Origin of the sequence: Bacillus sp. AFS023182 (genome assembly GCF_002560575.1) — a bacterium.
GTDB lineage: Bacteria > Bacillota > Bacilli > Bacillales > Bacillaceae_G > Bacillus_A > Bacillus_A arachidis.
Genome location: NZ_NTRO01000022.1, coordinates 212029 through 235531, shown reverse-complemented (window position 1 = coordinate 235531; position 23503 = coordinate 212029). Strand labels below are relative to the sequence as shown.

Below are 23503 nucleotides of genomic sequence, written 5' to 3'. Positions count from 1 at the left end.
GTAATTTATGATTCTTTTACAATCTCAAAAGCTCGTTTATGATCCCCATTAAAAGGGACAATGTACACCTCAAACCAGCACGGCTCTGGCTTCAATTGATACTCCGGAAGCTGAGCCGGTCCACAACTCGCGCTTCCTAAACCATTTTGCTTATAATCTAGATGAAATGTAACAAACTCTCTTTCTTGTAATTCATACAAATGCTCTGCTTTCTCTAAATCTTCTGTTGTATAAGGTAAGGCGCTAAAATTAAAATCTTGCCTACTATACGCAACAAACCCTACATGATATTGATCATATAGCGAAACCCACTTTACATCTGTTCGATTTCCCGTCTCTTGCGGAAAAACATACGGGAAGAATAAGTCTTTTACAGCCATTTCATATAAATCTACTTTGTTTGCTTCTTTACTATCCGCATATGATTCGCCTGGTCCACGTCCAAACCAACTTACATTTTGATATTGTTTTGGCAAACGCATCTCGAGCCCCATTCGCGGAAGTGTCTCTGGTAAAGTTCCACTTGGATTCAATCTTGTCTCTATTTTCATAGCCCCGCTTCTTTCAATTTCATACGTATAAGTAACGGCAATTCTCCAGTTCATAACAAGTGGAGCAATAGATCCTGTCACAACAACTTCAACATTTCCATTTTCAAGTTGCAGAGCTTCTATATTTTCTACATCATGCTTCACAAGGTGTACATATTGCTCTTTCCATTTTTTAACTGTATACATATCATTATCAATTGTTGCCCGCCAAATATTTAATTTCGGTCCTTCCTCCATAAGCAATTTTCCTTTAAAGGTCCAGTTTTTCATACGCCCTGTTACAGAGTGAAAAGAAACCGCGAAATTTTCACCAGTAACGCGAATTTCCTCCTTTGTTTCATGTAAAGTTAATGGTCCGTATAACTGCGAATCTTTTTTTCTTCTTACCTTTTGCAAAGCTGGAATACAAAATTGTTCCCAAGCTATTTCATGGCCTGCGACTCCCCAATTTGTATCTGTTCCTAGTACAGTCGACACGGTTACATAGCAATCCTCTTCTGTATGAAGGGCTATATCATCTATAAAAGGCAGCTGAATCTCACAACTCTCTTTCGGTAACAAAGGCGGGGCATCTATAGAATCACTCGCAATTACTTTTCCTTCTTTTTTTACAGTCCACTGCACACGATGCCCTCTTAACGAGCGAAAATCATATATATTTTGTATTGAAATCCTACCACTTCGAATGTCTATTTCTCCTACTTTAATAGGTTCAATTATTTTCTTGTATTGTAACAACGCTGGCGATGGCGTTCGATCTGGCAAGAGTAGTCCATCAATGCAAAAATTACTATTATGCGGAGTATCTCCAAAGTTACCTCCGTATGCAAAGTACTCTTCTCCACCTTCATTCACTTGACGTAATCCGTGATCAATCCATTCCCAAACAAAGCCACCTTGCAATCTTTTATGACTATAAATCGCTTCCCAATATTCTTTTAATCCACCTGGTCCATTTCCCATCGCATGGGCATACTCACATAAAATATGAGGTTTTTCCCAATTTTCTTCTTCTGCATAACCAATAATCTTTTCGACTGAAGAATACATTGTACTAAAAATATCAGTGACTTTCGTTTCTCGATCACCTTCATAATGAATAATTCTTGTTTGGTCCAATTCCCTACACTTATTCGCCATTGCAATAAAATTACAACCGAACCCGGATTCATTTCCGAGTGACCACATAATAATGGAGGAATGGTTGCGATCCCGAAGTACCATACGTTCCACACGATCTACATAAGCATTTTCCCATTCAGGATCATCACTTAATATGTTTGCATTACCAATTAACTCAAATCCATGGCATTCCAAATCAGCCTCATCAATTACATATAAACCATACTCATCACATAGATCATAAAAACGCGGATCATTCGGATAATGTGCCGTTCGTACCGCATTAATATTGTGCTGCTTCATAAGTATTACATCTTGCTTCATTGTTTCATATGTGACATACCTTCCTGTATCCGGATTGTGATCGTGACGATTCACCCCTTTAAATATAATGGGAATACCATTAACAAGCAGATTCCTATCCTTCATCTCAATCATACGGAAACCAATCTTCTGTGAAACCACTTCTACAACTTCACCATCTTCATTTCGAATCGTGAACAATACAATATACAAATACGGTTCTTCTGCAGACCATTTCTGTGGCTTTTTGACAAAAAACGAATGTGTATCCTCTATAACACTTGTCCCTTGTAAGTTCAGATACGATATATGTTGATCTAATACTTCCCCATGCTCATTACAAAATTTATACTCTAGTACATAATTTGTATTCAGTAATTGTTCATTGCAAATCTTTGTACTTAGTTGTAACACACCATTTTCATAATTTTCATCTAGTGTTGTACATAGCGTCATATCATAAATATGCACAGCAGGTTCATGCACAATGTACACATCACGAAAGATGCCACTTAACCACCACATATCTTGATCTTCTATATAAGATCCATCACACCATCTATACACACATACTGTCATCGTATTTTTTCCCATATGAACAAACGATGTAATATCAAACTCTGCCGTCAAACGACTTCCTTGGCTATATCCCACTTCTTCTCCATTTATCCATAAATGAAAGGCACTATCCACACCTTCAAATCGAATACGAATACATCCACCGTTCCAACTTTCCGGTATATAAAATTCATTTTTATAACAACCGACTTGATTTTCAAATGGAACATGGGGTGGCTGAAGCGGAAACGGATAATATAAATCGGTATAATGAGGCTTTCCGTATCCTTGCAATTGCCAATGCCCAGGTACATGAATCGTATCCCATTCACTACAATCAAATTCACTTAAGAAAAAATTTTCTGGAAGTTGCTTTGGGGATTCTAAGTACAAAAACTTCCACATTCCATTCAGCAACTTGTAATAAGAAGAGCTTTCACGCGTGAAAGATAGAGCCGCTTGTTCCGTTTGAAATGGAATAAAATGCGCCCTTCCCTCCATACGATTTCGCCCTGTTACTTGAACATTTCCTAAGTCCGCTAACATGTTACGTTCCATATCGATCCTCCTTTTTGCTTTCACTTTGTCTCACCATTTCTACACTCTATCATTTAAGACCTGTATGTCCCGACTCTTCCACAATATATCGCTGTGCAAAAAAGAAGAGCGCAAGAGGTACAATACTAATTAACAATGTCACCGCCATAATCCCTTCCATATCAACGCCAAACATACCTTTAAACTGCGCTAAGCCTAGCGTTAATGTATATTTGCTTTGATCATTTAGGAAAATAAGCGGTCCTAGATAATCGTTCCAACATCCTAAAATATTAAAAACAGCAACTAGAATTAAAATCGGTTTCATAATCGGTAAATAAATACGGTAGTAAACTTGAAATGCGTTCGCACCATCCATCCTTGCAGCCTCATCTAGCTCCTTCGGAACAGACATAATAAATTGTCTCATTAAAAAGATAAAAAACGCACCGCCAAACCAAGATGGAATAATTAAAGGTTTTAACGTATTAATCCAGCCTAGAGCATTAAATTCCATATAAAGCGGAATCATCGTTACTTCCCACGGAATCATCATCGTTGCTAGTACAATCATGAACAAAATATCCCGCCCTTTAAATTTAAAACGCGCAAAACCATACGCTACTAAAGAAGATGATATTAACTGCCCGATTGTAGAAAGCACTGTTACAACAATTGAATTCCATAAAAAAGTATTAAATGGTTGACTTGTCCACGCCTTTGCAAAATTACTAAATTTAAACTCAGATGGAATCCACTTTGGTGGATATAAATATAATTCTTCTGGTGATTTCACAGATGTTGTAATCATCCAAAAGAAGGGCAATAAAAATAAAATAGAAAAGCCTATTAATAGTGCGTACACTACAATTCGATATATGCGCTTCTTCGTTCTCACACCGTATCCTCCTTATTCATTTTCTACTTTGACTTCATCTCATTTTCGTAATAAACCCACGCTGCTGATGATTTAAAAACAAGTAATGTTAACCCTAAAATGATTAAAAACATAAACCAAGCATTCGCTGATGAATAGCCCATTTTAAAATACTTAAATGCATTTTCATATACATACATCGCGTAAAAATAGGTGGACTTTAATGGACCTCCGCCGGTTAATACAAGCGCTAATGTTAATTGTTGAAACGCACCGATAATTGTTGTAATTAAATTAAATAAAATTGTCGGCGTTAACATCGGCAATGTAATTTTGAAAAATTGCTGCACTTTTCCAGCTCCATCAATGGAAGCAGCCTCATACAAGTTTTGCGGAATATTTTTTAATCCAGCTAAAAAGATGAGCATAAGCGTGCCTTGTCCCCATAAACTAGCAATTACCATCGCAATGAGTGACCAGTTCGGATCACTTAACCAATTTGGTCCTTTTATACCCACAAGCGATAGAAAATAATTCAAAATACCATACTCTCCGTTATATACCCATGCCCAAATCATCGCTAAAGCCACACCAGAAATAACGCTTGGCAAATAGAAAAATGTTCGAAAAAACGCATGTCCTTTTACCTTTTGATTCAGCAAAATCGCTAAAAATAGAGCAATGATTAAATTAAATGGAACAAATAATGCTGCAAATTTCACTGTAATCCATAGCGAATTCCAAAACATCGGATCATTTAGAAACATATCTTGATAGTTTTTTAATCCAATAAATTGAACTTCTCCAATAAGCGGCCAGTCAAAAAAACTAATAAACAGTGAAAATAAAAGAGGACCAAGGGTAAAGGCTATAAAGCCAAATACCCACGGAAATATAAATGCGTAAGGAACGAGTTTCTCCCATTTCATTTTCTTTTTTCTAACAGCTATATTCGTTTCACTCTCTATAGATACTCCATATTTCACCATCCACACCTCTTTGCTTTTACAATTATTTATCCATATACTTCTCTGAATCTTGAACCGCTTTATTTAATAATTTCTCTGGATCTTGTCCAAGCATAATTGCATTAATTGCCGCTGATAAATTCCGGTTTACTTCATCCCATTTTGGATTAAGTAAAAATGCTGGTGTATTTGTTGAACGTTCTAGCATTGTGTAGAACGGTTTAATATTCGTCTCTTCTTCTTTCTTCAATTCTTTTACAACACTAATTCGAACCGGTAAATCAGAAGTTCGCATTTTAATCGCTTCTGGTGAAGAATAAAACTTAACAAACTCCCAAGCTAACTCTTTATGTTTTGCATCTTTTGCAATCGAAACAGCTGATGTAGCAACAAGCCCCTTCACAGGTTTTCCTTTAAATGTAGGAGGTTCTACTGTACCAAAATCAATTTTTGCCTCTTTAAACCCTTCTAATGGCCAGATTCCGCTCTCCCACATTGCTAACTTCCCAGCTTTAAAAATATCGTCACCGCTCTGTTGGTTTTTTCCACCTACTAATACAGCCGTTTTATCCTTTAGCATACTTTGGAAAGATTTCATAACTTCAATTGTTTCTGTACTGTTCATATGTCCTTTTATTTGTTTTCCATCTTCACTTACAAAACTACTACCGTTACTCCAAATAAACCCTTGTAAATCATACGTATCTGGCTCAGGTCTTAAAGCAAATCCATATTGTTTATTGCTTGCATCTGTTAACTTTTTCGCAGTGTCTACAAACTCATCCCAAGTCCAACCATCTTTCGGATATGGAATATTCGCTTTATCAAATAACTTTTTATTGTAATATATAACCCGTGTTGTAAATCCTGCTGGCATACCATATAATTTCCCGTCAATACTAGAGTAGTTAAATAGCCCTTGATAAAAATCATCTAATTTCATATCCGGATCTTTCTTTGCAAGTTCATCTAAAGGTTCAAGAGATTTATAATAAGCTGGGAAATTCCACATATACATAACATCTGGTGGATTTTTCGCTCCGAAAGATGCTGCAAGCTTTTGATCAAAGCCATCGCCATAAGCCTCCACCTGTACTTTGACTCCCGGATTCTTCTCTTCAAATTTCTTTGCAATTTGCTGCTGAATCTTTAAATTTTTTCCAGCATCCCAAGTTGCAAATCGTAATACTGTTCCATCACTCGATGTTTGTTTCTTTTCATCATCCTTTGATGATTTTTTACTTGTGGTCTCATTTGAGCTACAACCAGCTAAAAATACTATAAGTACGAGCATAAAACTAAGACATACATGTACCATTTTTTTCACTACTTACACTCCCCTTCTCCAAAAAAGTTTTAATTTCCGATTTTTCAGAACAAATAATTTAACCGCTTTCATTTTACCTTTTATGAAAGCGGTTAAAAACATCGATTTGTTCGATTTTTGTTATCAAATTGTTCGTTCAACAAAAGTATGGTGTCAATTTGTTTTATATAAAGTTTCACATTGTTTGTCTCGATATTCTGATGGTGTTGTTCCTGTACACTTTTTAAACCATTTACTAAAATATTTACTATTTGAAATGCCGATATGCTCCGCTACCTCTTGAATCGTAAGTGAGGTTGTTTGAAGCATTTGCATGGCAAGTTCAAGTTTTCTTCGTTCTGTAAAAGAATGAAAACTTTCACCTATTATCTTTTTAAAAAGCATACTAAAATGACTTCTGCTTAGCCCTACCATCTCCGCCACTTCTGAAACAACAATTGGCTCTGATAAATGATTCATTGTATACAAAATAGCCTCTTTAATTGTTTTTGGCCAATTGTTAATCGTTACTTTATACTTAATCTCAAGTTCTGCAAATTGCTTCATCGATTTAACTGAATCCATCCATTGCCCAGTGCTGAACAGCTCCCCCGACGTAATCCAATATAGCTCTTCATATTTACTCTTTACATCCATAAACATTTGTTCCATCATTCCCTTATATTTTTCATTAAGAAATAAGAAACATTGATCCTTTCCACATAATATCTTCACATGTGGATTTGATAACTTTTGATCCAGCTCTTGTAATATGAAATGTAATCTCGATTCTGATCTTATAAAACAGGCATAATACCCATCGTTCATCCATTTCCATTCATTATGAAATAAATCCACAAGTATCTCTTGGAACTGATTTTGAAAACCACATAACCATTGAAAAAAATCTTCATAAAAGAGAGATTTTTGCTGTTCAATCACTTCTTCTTCCCTATGGACTGTTAAATCTTTTTGAAATTCTCGTAAATATTGATCCAGCTCCTCGTCATGAAACGATGTTTTCAATAAATAACCTAAAACCCCTAATTTAATCCCTTCCTGTGCATATTCAAAATCACGATGACAACTTAATAATAATACCTTTGTTTTCGGCGCATGTTGTTTAATCTTTTTCACAAATTCAATTCCATTTATAACAGGCATGACAATATCTGTAATCACCACTTCTGGCTCATGTTGTACAAACTCCTCCCATCCTCTCTCACCATTTGGTACATCCGCTACTACTTCCATATTATATGCTGACCAATCTATCGCCATTTTCAAGCCCCTTCGAACAATCGTCTCGTCATCCGCAATAAGCACTTTAATGCGTTTCATTTCTGTATCCCTCCCTTTGGCCAAAGAATCTGAACTATAGTCCCCTTCTTTTCTTCTGATTGAATCGTTAATCCGTACTCTATCCCAAAATGCAATTTGAATTTTTGATCGATATTATATAATCCAAGCCCCCCTTTTTGTTCTACAGATGGCTCTTGTAATAAATCCGGTTTTCGCCTATCAGAAATACCACGACCATCATCGGTAATATGTATACATAAGTCACCATTCTCCTTTTCAAATGCCGATAATGTAATAGCTCCTTGTCCATCATCGAAAGCATGAAAAAATATGTTTTCAAATATAGGTTGTAGCGACATTCTTGGAATCTGTTCCCCTTTTATAGAAGATGAGACATCTTGCGTATAAGAGAAATAATTTCCAAATCGAATTTCCTGCACCTTTAAATAATGTTCTATAATAGTCAGTTCATTGTGGAGTGTGACAAGTTCGTTCGCAAAGTTTAAATTTCCTTCTAGCACAGCAACAAGATGATAAATCATTTCACTTATATCATTTGCCCCCTGAAGCTTCGCTTTCCATTGAATCGAATTTAATGTATTAAATAGCAAGTGCGGATTAATTTGATAATGAATTGCCTTAAGCTCAGCTTCTTTTTTCAACTTTTCCTTCTCATATATTTCTTCTACTAACGATTTAATTTTGACAACCATTTTATTAAAATTCACAGTTAAATTCCCTACTTCATCTTGTGAATTTACTGGTATATTTGTATAAAAATCTCCTTTACTTACTTGAGATATTGCATAATCCAAATTCGTGACATTTTCCGTTAGCTTAGCTGAAATTAAAAATGCCAACATAAAAGCTAGGCATAGCGATACAATAATTCCAATTAATGTAACAAACAAAATAATTGTAGAGGATTGATAAAATTCTTTTTCTGGAATAATAATTTCTAGACTCCATTTATTTGATGGAATTGGCTTTTCCCAAATGATATCAGCCTTGTTTTTTTTATAATCTTCATCCGTTGTGTAAATCACCTGTTTTTTTTCATCACGAATGGTAATCAGTGCATGCAAATCCGTTTCTAATGAATCAATAAACTTAAATAAATCCGTCGCATCTGTTTCCACTAATATCCGGCTATCTTTCAAACTACCTGTTTGGATTGGAACAAGTAATCCAATTACTTTGTTTTTATCAGCTATTGAGTAATGATTCGAAACATAAATCCCATTCCAATACCCTTGTGATAAATCCCCTTGTCCTTCCCAAAATTTTTCTTGTTTTAGTTTCTGCACATCTAAATACCGATCTCCATAGTAATAACCACTAGGTGTAATCAAAAAGATTCCCTTTGTTTGTGCTGTTTTATGCGCTTCTAAAAACCTTTCAAAATTCTTCTCAATAATAAATTCCGAATACGATTTTGGTGCTTCTTTTTTTAAAACAATTAACGTCGGATCTGATAAATATTCTTGAATATCACTAGCAATTAAATGCATATGGCTTAATGTTAATTCAATTTGAGCTTGAAGCTGCGATATAGCAAACTTTCCATAATCCCCAAACTGTGCATTTACAAGATTGGATGACTTTTCATATGACATCCAGCTAAACAACATGAGCGGAATAAGTGCAACAACTAAAAAACACGTTAATAACTTCAAACGAAGGCTTGTTCGAATTTGTTGCAGCAATCCCCATAGTCTAAATTTTGTCATGAGCCTCTTCCCTTATACTAAATTATTTATCTATCTTTTCAGAATATTCCAACTTAACTATATTTTATCAAAAATAACATTAAAATCTATAAAAAAGGAGCGCTTTATTGCAAGCACCCCTTTTTATAATCGAAAAATAATGGAGGTTGTAGATTGAATTTTGAATCGGTCTGTTCCGGTGGCTAAACAAAGAAAAACAGTATAACAAATGTAAACATCGCATAAATAAAACACATGATTATTCTTTAAGTATCGTATTGTTTATTTGATTAAAATTGTATAATTCTTCCGTATTTTATTTATCAGAATAATATTATATTTTCCATTTATACTTAAATCCACCTAATTTTATGTTATAATACGATTCATGTGTATGCGAGGAGGAAAATTATGTTAAAAAAAGGGATTGCTGAATTTATTGGTACATTTGTACTTGTATTATTCGGAACCGGAACAGCTGTTTTAGGCGGCGGAATTGAAGGAATTGGAACTTTAGGAATTGCAATGGCTTTCGGGTTGTCAATTGTTGCTATGGCATATAGCATTGGAACAATTTCTGGATGTCATGTAAACCCAGCAGTATCAATTGCCATGTTTGTAAACAAACGAATGAGCGCTATGGAACTTGCTTGTTACTTATTAGCTCAAATTTTAGGTGGTTTACTAGGAACTGCAACGTTAGTGACTATTTTAAAATCTTCTAATATGTCTTTAGATAACTTAGGACAAAATAGCTTTGGAAATCTTGGCTTGTCAGGTTCTTTCTTAGTTGAATTTATATTAACATTCGTCTTTATTTTAGTAATTATTGCAGTAACAGGTAAAAAGGGTAATGCACAATTAGCTGGATTAGTAATTGGTTTTACACTAGTATTGGTTCACTTATTAGGTATTCCATTAACAGGAACTTCTGTTAACCCAGCACGTAGCCTAGCACCAGCTTTATTTGCTGGCGGAGAAGCTGTATCTCAATTATGGGTATTTATTGTTGCTCCAATTGTTGGTGGTATCGTTGCTGCCATTGTAGGGAAATTTGTACTAAATACTGAAAAATAGAATTTTCGTTCTTTCTGAAAGTAAAGAAGCGAGCCCGCTTATATTGGGCTCGCTTTTTTATTTCTGAATTTTTGATTGTAAATTTGTAACAAGCTGCTGAACTGTTACATTCGCAAGCACATTTTCCATTGCTTCTTGCGCTTGCATTAATATAATCTCTAGTACGGATTGAATATTAGCTCCTACTGGACATTCTATGTTGGGATTCTCATGGAAAGAAAATAGATGTCCTTCTTCTACTACTTCCACTGCTTTATATACATCAAGTAATGTAATTTCATCTAAATCACGAGCAAGTGACATTCCACCTTTTCCAGCTTGTACATCAACAAGGCCCGCTCTCTTCAACATTCCCGTAATGCGGCGAATCACAACTGGATTTGTATTCACACTACCAGCAATCCATTCAGAGGTACAGCGAGAGTTTCGATCTATCGCAAGTAACGTTAACATATGAACACCTACTGTAAAACGGCTACTAATTCCCATCTGCACGCCCCTCCTTTACGTTCATTCTGTCAAAAGACGCTACATACTATTATATACTATTTCTTGTTTACGCATAAAGAAAAAGCATGATTCCCTTAGAAAATCATGCTTTTATGTTTATTGACGCTTAATAAATTTAGCTAAATCTTTGAATTTCACTTTATCAGAGTAATTCATAACACCATTGACGAAAATACGACTTGCAATCCAATTGATGATTAAAATCGTTACCACTAAAATTACTAATGTAACGCTAATCTCTACAGCGCCTGCTTCACCAGCAACAACACGTGAGAATGTAACCATTGGTGTAAAGAATGGAACATAGGAACTAATTACAACCAGTGTACTATTTGGATCAAATAGTGACTTCATACTAATGAAGAATGCCCCCATACCTAAAAATGTAATCGGCAATGCCACTGATTGTAAATCTTCTAACTTAGATACAACTGCTCCAGCCGCTGCATATAACATCGCATATAGTAAATATCCTGTAATAAAGTAGATAATAAACATACTGATAACTAATGTATCTAAAGTTGAAAAATCTAAAGACAGTCCAAATATTGAAGCATTATTTAAATCAATCCATCCTAATAAATACGGGATGATAAACCCACAAGCAAGTACAGCAATTTGTAATAAAGCTGTAGCTACAACCGCTAAAATTTTCGCATACATCATCGTAAGCGGTTTTACTTTTGGAAGCATAAGTTCCATAACACGTGATGCTTTTTCAGATGCAATTGTTATCCCAATCGCATTTCCAAACGAAATAATAAACATATACAACGCAAACGAAAATGCATAGCCAATACCAAAGGAGGATGCTCGATCTTTTATTGCCTCTTGCTTCATAGGAATCGCCATCTGTAATTGTCTTGCTACTTCTGGAGATATATTATTCTTTTCAATCATTACCGCCGTGTATTGTTCCTTTAAATAACTTGCCATCAATGTAGCTGTTGAATCGCTGGGAAAGCCACTATACAAATAAGTAACTTCTGGAATGCCATTCTTTTCTTTAATATGGAATAGACCATCTAAGTCCCCTTCTTCCACCTGCTTACGTAGTGCATTAAATTCATCTTTCTGTGCCACAGTTACTTTAGCTGATGGAAGTAATTTATTCATATCACTTTCTTGCACTTTATAAGTGGTACTTTCTGTTACCACTGCAATTTTATCTTTCCCTTTATCCTTATCAGAAGTAAAGTGAGTAAAAGCTACTAAACCAAATACAACTAAAAATAAAATCGCACTCGTAATCAATGATTTTTTAGATAGAAATGATTCCCTGAAATAAAATGAAAATACATGAGAAAATTTACGCATTGTTATTTCGCCCTTTCCACAAATATTTCGTTTAGCGTTGGCTCTAACATTTTAAATTGTCTTAAGCTTATACCTTGTTCCTGTAATTTTTTTAAAATCGTTAAGGCTTCTGCATCATCATGAACTTTCATATAAAGTAGTCCTTGTTGTTTTTCATACGAAATATGTAAGGCTTGTAATGCTCGTTCATTTTCTACCGCATCTTCAATTGTTAAATTGCGAAAACCGTATTCTTGCTTAATGTCGCTTAGTTTTCCTTTTACAACTGCTTCTCCTTTTTTCAAAATGCATACATGCTGGCAAAACGTCTCCACTTGTTCCATTCGATGACTTGATAAAATAATTGTTTTCCCGCTTTGTACTTGTTCTTCAATAATATTTGCTAACATACCAGCATTCACCGGATCTAGCCCACTAAATGGCTCATCTAAAATCAGAAGCTCTGGGTCATGAATAAGCGCCGCAATTAATTGGATTTTTTGCTGATTTCCCTTTGAAAGCTCCCCTGCTGTTTTATATTTATATTCCGGGATTGCTAGTTTTTCTAACCATTGATCAATCGCACGGTCCACTTCTTTCTTCGTCATTCCTTCTAATCTTCCAAAATAGCGAAGTTGATCTATAACTCTACTTTTTGTATATAGTCCTCTTTCTTCTGGAAGATATCCAATCGTTACATCACTTTCAGAAATCATTTTTCCCTCCCATGTAATCGACCCTTCATTAGGAGTTAATAAACCGAGGAGCATTTTAATTGTTGTTGTTTTTCCTGCACCATTCCGGCCAAGTAGCCCTAACACTTCACCTTTTGGTAATGAAATTTGTAATTGATTGACCGCTTTTGATTCACCAAATATTTTCGTTAAGTTTTGTATTTGTAAACTCAAAGTATACATCCTCCCCTTCTCTATTATCCTTACTCTCTTCTAAACATTATGATTATTCAGAGTGAAATATAGTAACACAGATAATTTTACTTCTCGTATATGATACTCCCTGTCCTACCCACCATTTGTTTTATTTAGTTAAAATTGTAAATCAAAAAACATTTCTTACTTATTATATCGAAATAGGGCATACTGCCATATACCCAAAGGGCAATATGCAAAAATGCATAAAAAAACCTATAAATAACATTATATTTTAATATATAATATTAAATGATTTATTTACATCAAGGAGGATACATATGAAGATGAAAAGAGGCATTACCACATTATTATCTGTAGCCATTCTATCTACATCGCTTGTAGCATGTTCAGGAACAGCTGAGAAAACTGTGGCCAAAGAAGAAAACGTAAAATTAACAGACCAGCAGCTAATGGCTGATTTATGGTTCCAAACAGCCGGTGAGACGAAAGCATTGTATTATCAAGGCTATAACATTGGACAATTAAAGCTTGATGCGGCTCTTGCAAAAGGCACAAGCAAAAAGCCAGCAATTGTACTAGATTTAGATGAAACTGTTTTAGATAACAGCCCTCACCAAGCAATGACTGTGAAAGAAGGAAAAGGCTATCCTTATAAATGGGATGAGTGGATTAATAAAGCGGAAGCAGAAGCTCTTCCCGGCGCAATTGATTTCTTAAAATATGCAGAGTCTAAAGGTGTAGACATTTATTACATTTCAAACCGTAAGACAAATCAATTAGATGCAACAATTAAAAACCTTGAGCGCGTTGGTGCTCCACAAGCAACAAAAGAACATATTTTACTACAAGATCCGAAAGAAAAAGGGAAAGAAAAACGTCGTGAACTTGTTTCACAATCGCACGATATCGTTCTATTCTTCGGTGATAATTTATCTGACTTCACTGGATTTGATGGAAAATCTGTAAAAGATCGCAATCAAACAGTTGAAGAAACAAAAGCACAATTTGGCGAAAAATTTATCATTTTCCCTAATCCAATGTATGGTGATTGGGAAGGTGCTCTATATGATTATAACTTCAAAAAATCTGATGCAGAAAAAGATAAAATTCGTCGCGATAACTTAAAATCATTTGAAGTAAAATGAACCTTCCATCAATAAGGTTCTACTGCCCGCGAATAGCGGGATAAAAGGGTGGCTTATGCCATCCTTTTATTTTATTCCTTTCTTAACTTCTATTTTAAATTTATATTCATTTTGTTTTCACTTGACCTGATACTAAAAAGGTCACTGATTGCTTCTATCCATGTTCGAACGCCTCTCTTTATTCAAAAAAAAGGAACAGGATTATCTTTTCCATTTGTATGTATATAAATATAATTCAACAAAACCACACATTATTTGACAAATTCTTTGCAATTCTATTACTTTACGACTCTTATATTTCTTTTTATAGAAATTAGACTTATAATTAACATGCGAAACAAATTATAAGAAAGGACTGAAATTACACAGCGTTATGAAGAAAGTAATTGTTATTTCTGCCACTACGATTGTAATCGGTATCACATCCTTCGCTTATTTCAGCTCAAAATCTCCACTACAAAATGATGCGAAAGCTGTCGAAACACAAAAACATATTGAACACCCAAAAGAAGAGATTCCAGTATTTCCAAAAGCAACTCATACTGCTAAAAAAATAGATGAGGATTTTTCTCTTGTTACAAATCCAGATTCACCACTTGTTTTAGTAAATAAACACCGCAAATTACCAGATGGTTATACGCCAGATGATCTCACAAAACCGGATGTTTCATTTGCATATCCAAAAGACAAAGAAAAAACATTGCTTCGTAAAGATGCTGCGGCAGCTCTGGAAAAAATGTTCCATGCAGCAAAGCAACAAGGACTAGAGCTTACTGCTGTATCAGGTTATCGTTCTTATAAGCGCCAACAGTCATTACATAATATGTACATAAAACGTCAAGGAAAAGCTGAGGCAGACTCAGTTAGCGCAGTTCCTGGAACAAGCGAACATCAAACAGGACTTGCAATGGACATTAGTTCTAAGTCTGCAAGTTATCAATTAGAACCTATTTTCGGTGAAACTGAGGAAGGAAAATGGGTGGCAGCACATGCCCATGAATTTGGCTTCGTCATTCGCTATTTAGAAGATAAAACAGATATAACGGAATATTCATATGAACCGTGGCATCTTCGCTATGTAGGGAAGCCATATGCTACTTACTTACATAAACATCACCTAACATTAGAAGAGGCCATGGGTGCAAAAAAATAAGAGATTTTCCTCTTATCAAGACGTAAAAAATAAAGTAGAAAACATATTGACCAAATATAATATGTTTTCTACTTTTATTTCTTTTCATACATCCCCCGCCAGCATTATTATTTTTATATGTGTCTACTCAATTCACATCTCACTTTATTGTAGTAACTTTTGTTTCCATTCTTGGGGCCAAGGCATCCCTTTTCCCGTTTTCTTTGAGGCTTGCACCATTGCCCCGCGCCCTACCAAACAAACTTCTCCCGCTTCATTTTTTACCATATAGTGTAAATCTAACGAAGAATTCCCAACTGTTTCAGCTTTTATATATACCTTTAAATGTTCATCGAAGAAAATTTGTTTCAAGAAATTACATTGTAAATCAGCGACAACAATCATTGTTTCTGATGCTTCATGTGTCCATTCTTGCATAAAACCAAGCTCTTTAAAAAACTCGATACGTGCTTCTTCAAAATATGTAAAAGCAACGCCATTATTCATATGTCCAAACATATCTGTTTCACAAAAACGAACTTTAATAGGAATATAAAATGAAAAATCCTGTTCCCATTTCTCAAAACCTTCAATGTAAGAAATCTTCTTCATGCCTTTCTCTCCTTTTTCTTTTATTCTAATAAGTAACACAACATATTTCAGAATAAACAAAAAATTAAAACGATACAAATTCATATATATTCGTTTTGATCTTCCAACATATCAGTCGCTGCTATAAATAACAAAAAAGCCATCATCCATTTTTCAATCCAAATCGCTTCTATGCATGATTGGGTCCTCTCTCTCCTAAAAGAAAGGTCTAATATTTGTTTTCAATTTATACTTTATATAAATATTGCCTCTTCGATTCGAAGAGGCAATATTTATTAATAGTTATTGTCGCTACCAAAGAAGTCTTTAAACGACTGAATTGTTGTATCACGGTTTAATGCTGCAATTGAAGTTGTTAATGGAATACCTTTCGGACATGATTGCACACAGTTTTGTGAGTTACCACAGTTCGCAAGGCCGCCATCACCCATAATTGCACGTAAGCGTTCTGCTTTATGCATTTCACCAGTTGGATGTGAATTGAACAAGCGAGCTTGTGAAAGCGGTGCTGGTCCGATAAAGTCAGATTTACTGTTTACGTTCGGACATGATTCTAAGCAAACACCACATGTCATACATTTTGAAAGTTCATATGCCCATTGACGCTTTTTCTCTGGCATTCTTGGTCCTGGTCCTAAGTCATACGTACCATCAATTGGAACCCAAGCTTTCACACGTTTTAAAGCATCAAACATACGGCTACGATCAACTTGTAAATCACGCACTACCGGGAATGTCTTCATCGGTTTGATACGAACTGGTTGTTCTAATTTATCGATAAGCGCTGTACATGATTGACGCGGTTTACCGTTAATTACCATAGAACAAGCACCACATACTTCTTCTAAACAGTTCATATCCCACGCAACAGGAGTTGTATGGTTTCCTTTTGAATCGACAGGATTACGGCGAATTTCCATAAGAGCCGAAATAATATTCATATTTGGACGATATGGAATTTCAAACTCCTGATCAAACGGTTGCGCATCTGGTCCATCTTGCCGTGTAATGATGAGGCGGATTGTTTTCTCAGACATGTTGTTTATCCCCCTTCTCTTCACCCTTAGCAGCTACATCATGTTTGGAAGAATAGTCACGCTTACGTGGTTTGATTAATGAAACATCAACGTCTTCGTAATGGAATGCTGGTGCATTTCCTTCTCCTTCAAACTTCGCCATTGTCGTTTTTAAGAAGTTCGCATCATCACGATTTGGGAATTCTGGTTTATAATGTGCACCGCGGCTTTCATTACGGTTATATGCACCAATTGTAATAACACGAGCTAATTCAAACATGTTTGCCAGTTGGCGTGTAAACGAAGCACCTTGGTTACTCCATTTTGCTGTATCATTAATGTTAATGCGCTTATAACGCTCCATTAACTCTACGATTTTCGCATCTGTTTCTAATAGCTTTTTATTTTCACGAACTACTGTTACGTTATCTGTCATCCATTCTCCAAGCTCTTTATGCAGAACATATGCATTTTCATTACCATCTAACGCTAAAATATTGTTAAATTTCTCTGTTTCGATTAGCTCATTTTGCTCATAAGTAGCTGATGAAACAGCATCAGATGACTTTGAAAGACCTTTCATATATTCAATCGCGTTTGGTCCTGCTACCATACCGCCATAAATCGCTGATAATAATGAGTTCGCACCTAATCGGTTACCACCGTGCATAGAGTAATCACACTCACCTGCTGCAAATAAACCTGGAATACTTGTCATTTGCTTATAATCAACCCATAGTCCGCCCATTGAATAATGAACAGCTGGGAAGATTTTCATCGGTAGTTTACGAGGATCATCACCTGTGAACTTTTCATAGATTTCAATAATTCCACCAAGTTTAATATCTAGTTCTTTCGGATCTTTATGAGAAAGATCTAGATATACCATGTTTTCACCATTAATACCTAGTTTTTGCTCAACACACACGTCAAAAATTTCACGCGTTGCGATATCACGAGGCACAAGATTTCCGTATGCAGGGTATTTCTCTTCTAAGAAGTACCAAGGCTTACCGTCTTTATACGTCCAAACGCGTCCACCTTCACCGCGTGCAGATTCGCTCATTAGACGTAACTTATCGTCCCCAGGAATTGCTGTTGGGTGAATTTGAATGAACTCACCATTCGCATAATATGCACCTTGTTGATATACAGCAGATGCTGCTGTACCTGTGTTGATAATAGAGTTTGTTGATTTTCCAAAGATGATACCAGGGCCCCCTGTTGCCATAATCACAGCATCAGCTCGGAAACTTTTAATTTCCATAGTTTGTAAGTCTTGTGCAACGATTCCGCGGCATACACCTTCATCATCGATAACAGCTCGTAAGAAATCCCAACCCTCATATTTTGTTACAAGTCCTGCTACTTCATGACGACGTACTTGCTCATCTAATGCGTACAATAATTGTTGACCAGTTGTTGCACCGGCGAATGCTGTACGGTGATGTTGTGTTCCTCCAAAGCGGCGGAAATCAAGAAGTCCTTCTTCTGTGCGGTTAAACATAACACCCATACGGTCCATTAAATGAATAATACCAGGTGCTGCTTCACACATTGCTTTAACTGGTGGTTGGTTCGCTAGGAAGTCACCACCATAAATTGTATCGTCAAAGTGGATCCACGGGGAATCCCCTTCACCTTTTGTATTTACGGCACCGTTAATACCACCTTGTGCACATACAGAATGCGAACGTTTTACTGGTACTAAAGAGAACAGTTCCACGTTTACTCCTGCTTCTGCTGCCTTAATCGTTGCCATTAAGCCGGCTAATCCACCACCGACTACTATAAGTTTCCCTTTCATGCTCTCCCACTCCTTACTGATTTGCTAGCTGTGGATCGATGAACGCTAATAATGCACTCACACCTACATAAGATAAACCTAAGAAAATAGCTAATGTTACATAAGTAGAGATACGTTGTGAACGTGGCGATACTGTAATTCCCCAGCTAATGCAGAATGTCCATAGTCCATTTGCAAAGTGGAAAATTGTTGATACAACACCAACTAAATAGAAGCCAAACATAGCTGGATTGCCTAAAATATCTGCCATCATATCATAATTTACCTGTTCTCCTAATGCTGCTTGAATACGAGTTTGCCAAACGTGCCAAGCTATGAAAATCAGCGTGATGATACCTGAAATTCGTTGGAAAACGAACATCCAGTTACGGAAATAACTATAAGATGTCGCATTGTTCTTAGCTGTAAATGCAATATATAATCCATATATAGCATGGTACAGTATCGGTAAAAAGATGACAAAAATTTCTAGCGCATACCGGAATGGAAGGAGCTCCATAAAATGAGCAGCTTTGTTAAAAGCCTCTGCTCCTCTTGTTGCAAAATTGTTTACTACTAAATGTTGCGTCAAAAAGACACCAACCGGGATGACTCCCATTAATGAGTGCCACTTGCGAAACGTATACTCGCGGCCTTTCATGTCCCCATTACCCCCCTTGAATGTTTAACTGCTGCTTTCAGATTAGTTTATAACAATAATGTTTTTTCACTATTGCTATAAGAAAAACTGAAAAAATTATTCGAAATATTTCAGCATAATTTGATACCAAATTCATTTTACTCCTATTTTTGTCGAAGCGTCAAGAAAACGTATACATAATTTGTACATAATTTGCATATAATTTGCCGATTCTTTTTTTCTTCCTATATATTCAGATTTTCTCAAAGAAAGTTCTGTTTTTATAAATGGGAAATGTTATATAATAATTTCTATAGAAAGAGGGGAATATTGTGAGCAAAAATACAATTGATATAGCATCTTTAGAAGATGTTTCATTGAACGCCTTCGCTTATGAACTGCTGCGTGAAGAAGTACTACCTGACTTAATTGGAAAAGAATTAGATGACATTTTATACTGGGCTGGTAGAAACCTAGCACGAAAATATCCGCTAGAGACAATTGAAGAAGTCATTCACTTTTTTGAAAAAGCTGGCTGGGGCCGTTTGAACATTATCGAGCATAAACGTCGCGAAATGCATTTTCAACTAACAAGCCCGCTCATTGCAGAGCGTCAAAAGCAAAGTAGACATTCTTCCTACCAATTAGAAACTGGATTTGTTGCAGAACAAATTCAAAAGCAACGAAATGTTGTTGCAGAGTCATATGAAGAGCAAAAAAAACGTTCGGATTCAATCACATTCCTTGTAAAATGGGACGTAAAAGATCCTGTTGAAGTGTAGAATCCACATTAACAGTCAACTAGACATATAAGTTTAGTTGACTTTTTTATTTTTGTATATTCATTCACTTTTAATCATTTTTAATCTTCTGAAATTATATCAAACAATAGAAGACATTGTAAACTACAACGTCTTCTTATTTGTTAAATAGGAATAAATGGTTTCTGCAACATTTTGCGGCATTCCGGCTTCGACAAATTCTGTCACAGTAGCTTCTTTCATTTTTTTTAACGAACCAAAATGTTTTAACAATACCTTTTTCCGTTTTTCTCCTACTCCAGGAATCCCATCTAAGGCAGATTGGATAACAGATTTCCCGTGAAGCTGACGATGGAACGTAATCGCAAATCGGTGTACTTCATCTTGAATACGCTGTAATAAATAAAATTCTTGGTTATTCCTTTCAAGGATAACAGGTTCAGGAGGGTCACCAATTATTAAGTGCGATGTACGGTGCTTATCATCCTTAACAAGTCCAGCCATTGGGATATATAATCCAAGTTCATTTTCAAGCACATCACTAGCAGCTGCAAGATGTCCTTTCCCACCATCAATCACAATTAAATCCGGTAGTGGTAAATTCTCTTTCAATGCACGAGTATATCGGCGGCGTACAACCTCTCGCATCGATTCATAATCATCTGGCCCTTGAACTGTCTTTATCTTATATTTTCGATACTCTTTTTTCGTTGGTTTTCCATCAATAAAGACAATCATTGCTGAAACTGGATTCGTCCCTTGGATATTTGAGTTATCAAATGCTTCAATACGATACGGCGTTTCAATATCAAGTTTCTTACCTAAATTTTCAACCGCTTTAATCGTCCGCTCTTCATCACGCTCAATTAAATAAAACTTCTCTCCTAAAGCAATTTTCGCATTCTTATTTGCTAATTCAACGAGTTCTTTTTTCTTTCCGCGTTTCGGCTGCGTTACATCCACCTCTAAAAAACGCTCTACTAATTCAGGATCAATACTTCCTGGTACTACAATTTCTTTTGGTTTAAAATGATTGTTTTGTTCATAAAATTGACCGATAAATGTTAAAAATCCTTCTTCAGGCTCATCATAAATTGGAAACATAGAGACATCGCGCTCTATTAACTTACCTTTTCGAACAAAGAAAACTTGCACGCACATCCAACCTTTATCAACCGCATAACCAAACACATCACGGTCAACTAAGTCGCTCATAATCATCTTCTGTTTTTCCATAATCGCATCCATATGGGCAATTTGATCTCTTAATTCTTTTGCACGTTCAAACTCTAATTTTTCCGATGCTTCATACATTTTCTTTTCCAATTCTGAACGAACTTCTTTATGTCCACCGTTTAAAAACTTAACAATTTCATCAACAATTTCTTGATTTTGTTCATCGGTTACCTCTTTTACACAAGGTGCTAAACATTGTCCCATATGATAATATAAACAAACTTTATCCGGCATGTTTGCGCACTTACGGAGCGGATACATGCGGTCTAACAGCTTTTTCGTTTCATGAGCTGACTGCGCATTTGGATACGGACCAAAATACTTCCCTTTATCCTTTTTTACATTTCTCGTAATAAGCAAACGTGGCTGTTTTTCAGCTGTAATTTTAATAAATGGATATGTTTTATCGTCCTTTAATTGAATATTATATTTTGGATCATATTTTTTAATTAAATTTAATTCTAAAATGAGCGCCTCCAAATTCGAGGAGGTAACAATATATTCAAAATCAACAATTTCTCCAACAAGACGGAGTGTCTTTCCATCATGTGATCCAGTAAAATACGAGCGCACACGATTTTTGAGCACCTTTGCCTTCCCGACATATATAACTGTTCCTTGCCTATCTTTCATTAAGTAACAACCTGGTTGATCTGGTAAAATCGCTAATTTTTCTTTTAAATGCTCGTGCACTCGCTTTCTCCTCTCTCATTTTTTCCACTTATATAACACTATTTTATGATAAATAGGATCAAATAATGGATTAGAACGAAAGACAGCTACTTGTTCCATCCGTCCTTTTATATCGATCCCTTGCTTTTGGAATCCTTCAATAAGATGATTTGTAACATATATCGTATCATTTTTATGATATTTTTTGTCCTGTAAAAAATAGTCATATGTGTAGAAACGTTTATGTTCATATGGCATCTGCAAGTATTCCATAACCCTCGTCTCTTCCCACGTGTATACAATAAATGGCTGCTCTTTGCCCTCTAAATAGGATGCAAGCTGATACGTGGCCGGTACCTCCACTTGTTGTTCTTTCATAAGCGGTATACTCACTATAAATTGGCTTGTTGCAAATAACAGCAATACAATACCACGATGTTTTTTCAACCACGAAATAGCAAGTACGCAAAGGAACATCGCTACAATCGGATAAGAATGACGCGGTTTATCAATATTTTGTCCAAGTAAATTCCAAAGAAAATAAAAACTTCCAATAGCGATTAAAGCCTTTGGATAGTAACGTATGTTCTTCCATTGTAAAACAAATAGAAACAAAAAGAAAAGAAAGAAACCTGTCAGATAGTAGGAGTGTATACCTATTCCTGCAAAAACAATGTTTTCGGAAAATAAACGGAAGAGACGTGAAATAAGTGGTTCACCCGTTTCTGTAACCGCTCCGCCCCACTCAGTAAAATGGCCTTCTACAAATCCGAAAGAAATTTTCCACAATCCCGTTATTCCACCAATGTTCCAAATAAGAGCACAAACCCAAACTAGCTGTGACAGAAAAGTTGTACAAAATAAGATTATAAACCGCCATTTTTCTTCATGCCATTGCTGCCATAATAACAAAACAAGTGCTATCCCAAATGGTGCATATGATAAGCGTATACCCATTAATAGCGCAAAAAAGATGACTGGCCAAAATTGAGCTTGAAAATTCTTTGTACGAAAAGCCCGTTCTATACTCCATATATACCACCATACGATTGCTAATGCTGCGCCCTCTGACATAGGCTGCGTTACTAAAAGAGAGAAATAACCGCTCGTTTGTAAAACAGCTACAACAATAAGAGCGCCCGTTTTACTTACATAATGGCGCGCAAGCCAATACATCGGAAAAGCTGCGCCGAGTGCCATGATGGCATTAAAAACCCCTAACGATTGCACAGGGTTTTCTATAAAAACATGCGTTATCATTCCCCCTAAAATAAAAAAAGGATAACCTGGAAAATGGGGCTGCATCGCTAATATGTCGTATTGCTTTAATGCAAGCGTAAAATCGACTTCGTCCCATGTCGCCGCAAACGGGCTCACATAGAAAAATCGAATACAAATCGCACTAGTAAACAGGATAACTGCCCATATACGTAATATTTGTTTCATCATATTTCCTTTCTGCAAAAAAAGTACAAGGAAAACTCCTTGTACTTT

Annotated in this window: 19 protein-coding genes; 4 read left to right on the top strand and 15 right to left on the bottom strand. The window is 35.8% G+C overall.

Annotated features, from left to right (window positions below):
• Positions 1 to 5: 5 nt before the first annotated feature.
• The 6 genes from CN288_RS12235 to CN288_RS12210 form a co-directional block, all read right to left on the bottom strand.
• Positions 6 to 3092: a glycoside hydrolase family 2 TIM barrel-domain containing protein gene (locus CN288_RS12235; RefSeq protein ID WP_098302325.1), complete on the bottom strand. Its 3087-nt coding sequence runs from the start codon at positions 3090 to 3092 to the stop codon at positions 6 to 8.
• A gap of 49 nt (positions 3093 to 3141) precedes the next feature.
• A complete protein-coding gene (locus tag CN288_RS12230; protein WP_026593553.1) occupies positions 3142 to 3969 on the bottom strand; it encodes a carbohydrate ABC transporter permease in 828 nt (275 codons plus the stop codon).
• A gap of 23 nt (positions 3970 to 3992) precedes the next feature.
• Positions 3993 to 4937 (bottom strand): carbohydrate ABC transporter permease, encoded by a 945-nt coding sequence (locus tag CN288_RS12225; protein WP_098302324.1) that lies wholly within the window; start codon positions 4935 to 4937, stop codon positions 3993 to 3995.
• A 22-nt stretch (positions 4938 to 4959) separates the two neighbouring features.
• Positions 4960 to 6210: an ABC transporter substrate-binding protein gene (locus CN288_RS12220; RefSeq protein ID WP_098302367.1), complete on the bottom strand. Its 1251-nt coding sequence runs from the start codon at positions 6208 to 6210 to the stop codon at positions 4960 to 4962.
• 186 nt (positions 6211 to 6396) lie between these two features.
• Positions 6397 to 7563 (bottom strand): response regulator transcription factor, encoded by a 1167-nt coding sequence (locus CN288_RS12215; RefSeq protein ID WP_098302323.1) that lies wholly within the window; start codon positions 7561 to 7563, stop codon positions 6397 to 6399.
• Entirely contained in the window at positions 7560 to 9254 is a 1695-nt protein-coding gene (locus CN288_RS12210) for a sensor histidine kinase (protein WP_026593557.1), read from the bottom strand. The genes CN288_RS12215 and CN288_RS12210 overlap by 4 nt, the downstream gene beginning before the upstream one ends.
• Positions 9255 to 9644: 390 nt before the next feature.
• Here CN288_RS12210 and CN288_RS12205 point away from each other — a divergent pair, with 390 nt between their 5' ends.
• Entirely contained in the window at positions 9645 to 10310 is a 666-nt protein-coding gene (locus CN288_RS12205; protein ID WP_026593558.1) for an aquaporin, read from the top strand.
• A 57-nt stretch (positions 10311 to 10367) separates the two neighbouring features.
• Here CN288_RS12205 and CN288_RS12200 read toward each other — a convergent pair whose 3' ends face one another.
• From CN288_RS12200 to CN288_RS12190, 3 genes are all read right to left on the bottom strand, one after another.
• Positions 10368 to 10799 (bottom strand): Rrf2 family transcriptional regulator, encoded by a 432-nt coding sequence (locus CN288_RS12200; RefSeq protein ID WP_026593559.1) that lies wholly within the window; start codon positions 10797 to 10799, stop codon positions 10368 to 10370.
• A gap of 117 nt (positions 10800 to 10916) precedes the next feature.
• On the bottom strand, positions 10917 to 12137 hold the full coding sequence (locus CN288_RS12195) for an ABC transporter permease (RefSeq protein WP_090687724.1): 1221 nt from the start codon (positions 12135 to 12137) through the stop codon (positions 10917 to 10919).
• Between the two features lie 2 nt (positions 12138 to 12139).
• The gene (locus tag CN288_RS12190) at positions 12140 to 13024 is read right to left on the bottom strand and encodes an ABC transporter ATP-binding protein (RefSeq protein WP_026593561.1); all 885 of its coding nucleotides are present in this window, start codon (positions 13022 to 13024) and stop codon (positions 12140 to 12142) included.
• A 302-nt stretch (positions 13025 to 13326) separates the two neighbouring features.
• Between CN288_RS12190 and CN288_RS12185 the strand changes: the two genes are divergently transcribed.
• Together CN288_RS12185 and CN288_RS12180 are read left to right on the top strand one after the other, a co-directional pair.
• Positions 13327 to 14154, top strand: a complete 828-nt coding sequence (locus tag CN288_RS12185; protein ID WP_090687729.1) for a 5'-nucleotidase, lipoprotein e(P4) family — start codon at positions 13327 to 13329, stop codon at positions 14152 to 14154.
• Positions 14155 to 14527: 373 nt separating this feature from the next.
• Positions 14528 to 15307, top strand: coding sequence for a M15 family metallopeptidase (locus CN288_RS12180; protein ID WP_026593563.1), 780 nt, complete (start codon positions 14528 to 14530; stop codon positions 15305 to 15307).
• A gap of 144 nt (positions 15308 to 15451) precedes the next feature.
• On the opposite strand, the gene CN288_RS12175 is transcribed toward CN288_RS12180, so the two are convergent.
• The 4 genes from CN288_RS12175 to sdhC form a co-directional block, all read right to left on the bottom strand.
• A complete protein-coding gene (locus tag CN288_RS12175) occupies positions 15452 to 15898 on the bottom strand; it encodes an acyl-CoA thioesterase (RefSeq protein ID WP_090687732.1) in 447 nt (148 codons plus the stop codon).
• 275 nt (positions 15899 to 16173) lie between these two features.
• Complete coding sequence (gene sdhB / locus CN288_RS12170; RefSeq protein ID WP_090687734.1) at positions 16174 to 16935, bottom strand: succinate dehydrogenase iron-sulfur subunit; 762 nt, start codon at positions 16933 to 16935, stop codon at positions 16174 to 16176.
• On the bottom strand, positions 16928 to 18721 hold the full coding sequence (gene sdhA / locus CN288_RS12165; protein WP_026593566.1) for a succinate dehydrogenase flavoprotein subunit: 1794 nt from the start codon (positions 18719 to 18721) through the stop codon (positions 16928 to 16930). The genes sdhB and sdhA overlap by 8 nt, the downstream gene beginning before the upstream one ends.
• Positions 18722 to 18734: 13 nt before the next feature.
• Positions 18735 to 19361 carry a succinate dehydrogenase cytochrome B558 gene (gene sdhC, locus CN288_RS12160; protein ID WP_026593567.1) on the bottom strand — a complete coding sequence of 209 codons (627 nt, stop codon included), beginning with the start codon at positions 19359 to 19361 and terminating at the stop codon, positions 18735 to 18737.
• Positions 19362 to 19672: 311 nt separating this feature from the next.
• On the opposite strand from sdhC, the gene CN288_RS12155 reads away from it, so the two are divergent.
• Complete coding sequence (locus tag CN288_RS12155) at positions 19673 to 20122, top strand: YslB family protein (protein ID WP_026593568.1); 450 nt, start codon at positions 19673 to 19675, stop codon at positions 20120 to 20122.
• 123 nt (positions 20123 to 20245) lie between these two features.
• Here CN288_RS12155 and uvrC read toward each other — a convergent pair whose 3' ends face one another.
• Positions 20246 to 22030 (bottom strand): excinuclease ABC subunit C, encoded by a 1785-nt coding sequence (uvrC, locus tag CN288_RS12150; RefSeq protein WP_098302322.1) that lies wholly within the window; start codon positions 22028 to 22030, stop codon positions 20246 to 20248.
• A 15-nt stretch (positions 22031 to 22045) separates the two neighbouring features.
• A complete protein-coding gene (locus CN288_RS12145) occupies positions 22046 to 23455 on the bottom strand; it encodes a hypothetical protein (protein WP_098302366.1) in 1410 nt (469 codons plus the stop codon).
• Between the last annotated feature and the right edge of the window lie 48 nt (positions 23456 to 23503).

Bases quoted from the DNA above. Each gene is read 5' to 3' on its own strand.
- CN288_RS12235 (WP_098302325.1), bottom strand. From the start codon at position 3,092: ATGGAACGTAACATGTTAGCGGACTTAGGAAATGTTCAAGTAACAGGG.
- CN288_RS12225 (WP_098302324.1), bottom strand. From the start codon at position 4,937: ATGGTGAAATATGGAGTATCTATAGAGAGTGAAACGAATATAGCTGTT.
- CN288_RS12220 (WP_098302367.1), bottom strand. From the start codon at position 6,210: ATGCTCGTACTTATAGTATTTTTAGCTGGTTGTAGCTCAAATGAGACC.
- CN288_RS12215 (WP_098302323.1), bottom strand. From the start codon at position 7,563: ATGAAACGCATTAAAGTGCTTATTGCGGATGACGAGACGATTGTTCGA.
- CN288_RS12210 (WP_026593557.1), bottom strand. From the start codon at position 9,254: ATGACAAAATTTAGACTATGGGGATTGCTGCAACAAATTCGAACAAGC.
- CN288_RS12205 (WP_026593558.1), top strand. From the start codon at position 9,645: ATGTTAAAAAAAGGGATTGCTGAATTTATTGGTACATTTGTACTTGTA.
- CN288_RS12200 (WP_026593559.1), bottom strand. From the start codon at position 10,799: ATGGGAATTAGTAGCCGTTTTACAGTAGGTGTTCATATGTTAACGTTA.
- CN288_RS12195 (WP_090687724.1), bottom strand. From the start codon at position 12,137: ATGCGTAAATTTTCTCATGTATTTTCATTTTATTTCAGGGAATCATTT.
- CN288_RS12185 (WP_090687729.1), top strand. From the start codon at position 13,327: ATGAAGATGAAAAGAGGCATTACCACATTATTATCTGTAGCCATTCTA.
- CN288_RS12180 (WP_026593563.1), top strand. From the start codon at position 14,528: ATGAAGAAAGTAATTGTTATTTCTGCCACTACGATTGTAATCGGTATC.
- CN288_RS12175 (WP_090687732.1), bottom strand. From the start codon at position 15,898: ATGAAGAAGATTTCTTACATTGAAGGTTTTGAGAAATGGGAACAGGAT.
- sdhB (WP_090687734.1), bottom strand. From the start codon at position 16,935: ATGTCTGAGAAAACAATCCGCCTCATCATTACACGGCAAGATGGACCA.
- sdhA (WP_026593566.1), bottom strand. From the start codon at position 18,721: ATGAAAGGGAAACTTATAGTAGTCGGTGGTGGATTAGCCGGCTTAATG.
- sdhC (WP_026593567.1), bottom strand. From the start codon at position 19,361: ATGAAAGGCCGCGAGTATACGTTTCGCAAGTGGCACTCATTAATGGGA.
- CN288_RS12145 (WP_098302366.1), bottom strand. From the start codon at position 23,455: ATGAAACAAATATTACGTATATGGGCAGTTATCCTGTTTACTAGTGCG.